This is a genomic window from Luedemannella helvata (assembly GCF_039528415.1).
Taxonomy (GTDB): Bacteria; Actinomycetota; Actinomycetes; order Mycobacteriales; family Micromonosporaceae; genus Luedemannella; species Luedemannella helvata.
The window spans coordinates 1-965 of sequence record NZ_BAAALS010000099.1; the positions used below are offsets into that span (position 1 = coordinate 1).

The window sequence follows — 965 nt, forward strand, 5'->3', positions numbered from 1 at the left end:
GTCCTTGCCGGCCATGGGAGTGCCTCCTGTCAGTACTGGAACGGGCGCGACTGCGCGGGCCGGTTCGGGGTGCGGGCGGACATGATGTCGGCGTACTCGCGCTGGAACGCGGCGTAGGTCGCGGCGGCGAGCGAGGCGGCGTCGGCGAGGGCTTCGCCGGACTTCTTCAGCTTCCGGGCTACCTTGCGGGCCCGGAGCTTGTGCTGGATGAAGTTGTCGTCCTTCAGCCCGTTGGCCTGGGACAGTGCGGCCTGCAGGATTTCGGCGGCGACCATGACCTCGATGGAGGCGTGGACACCGAACGCGCGGAGGGTGTTGCAGTAGTTCCGCAGCTCGGCCGCCGACCCGAACTCGGGGTCGGGCAGCATGAACTGGGAACGGCTGCCGCCGGCGGCGCCGCGGCTTCCACCGGTGTTGGTGGTCTTGGTCGAGTTGACGTTGATGTTCGGGCCGAAGCTGAACGACGGCCCGTGCTTGGTCGTGCCGCCCTTGCTCCGCGGGTTGGTCCGCGTGCTGCTGCTCGTGCGCTGCCCGTTGATCGGCATGCGATCTCCTCCAGTCGGGTCCGGGTGGGGTTACTGGTCCTTGCTGGCCGCGTTGCGGGCGGCGATGGCGGCCTGTCGGTTGGCGGCCGGAACGTACTTGGGTGTGTCGTTCTTGCGGCGCACGCCGGGCCGCGTCGGAGGCTTGTAGACGCGCCTGCCGCCGGAGGGGGGCATTTGCGATGCCGCCTGCGAAGAGTTGACCTTTACGGGCCTCTCGCCGGGGGCTTCGGAGCGGGCTGCGAGGAGGCGTCGTTCGGCGGCGTTCCGACCGCGGATGATGGCCACGGTCTCGCCGGGGTCGGTGCCTTCGATGTCGCGGTGCGCGCGCTTCCAGATGGTTTCGGTGACGGTGGTCTCGCCGAGGGCGGCAGCCAGCTTGAGAGCGTGCTGCCACACGTCGGGGAAGGCCTCGGCCCGGTC

Annotated in this window: 2 protein-coding genes; both read right to left on the bottom strand. The window is 69.7% G+C overall.

Features of this window, described 5'->3' with window-relative positions; genetic code table 11:
• Positions 1 to 29 precede the first annotated feature (29 nt).
• The gene (gene traA / locus ABD191_RS28900; RefSeq protein ID WP_051785501.1) at positions 30 to 545 is read right to left on the bottom strand and encodes a plasmid transfer protein TraA; all 516 of its coding nucleotides are present in this window, start codon (positions 543 to 545) and stop codon (positions 30 to 32) included.
• 30 nt (positions 546 to 575) lie between these two features.
• Positions 576 to 965: hypothetical protein (locus tag ABD191_RS28905; protein WP_344089107.1), on the bottom strand; the 390-nt coding region annotated here is incomplete at its 5' end.

What these genes read in the sequence shown, in the direction of transcription:
- traA (WP_051785501.1), bottom strand. Translation starts at nt 545, where the DNA reads ATGCCGATCAACGGGCAGCGCACGAGCAGCAGCACGCGGACCAACCCG.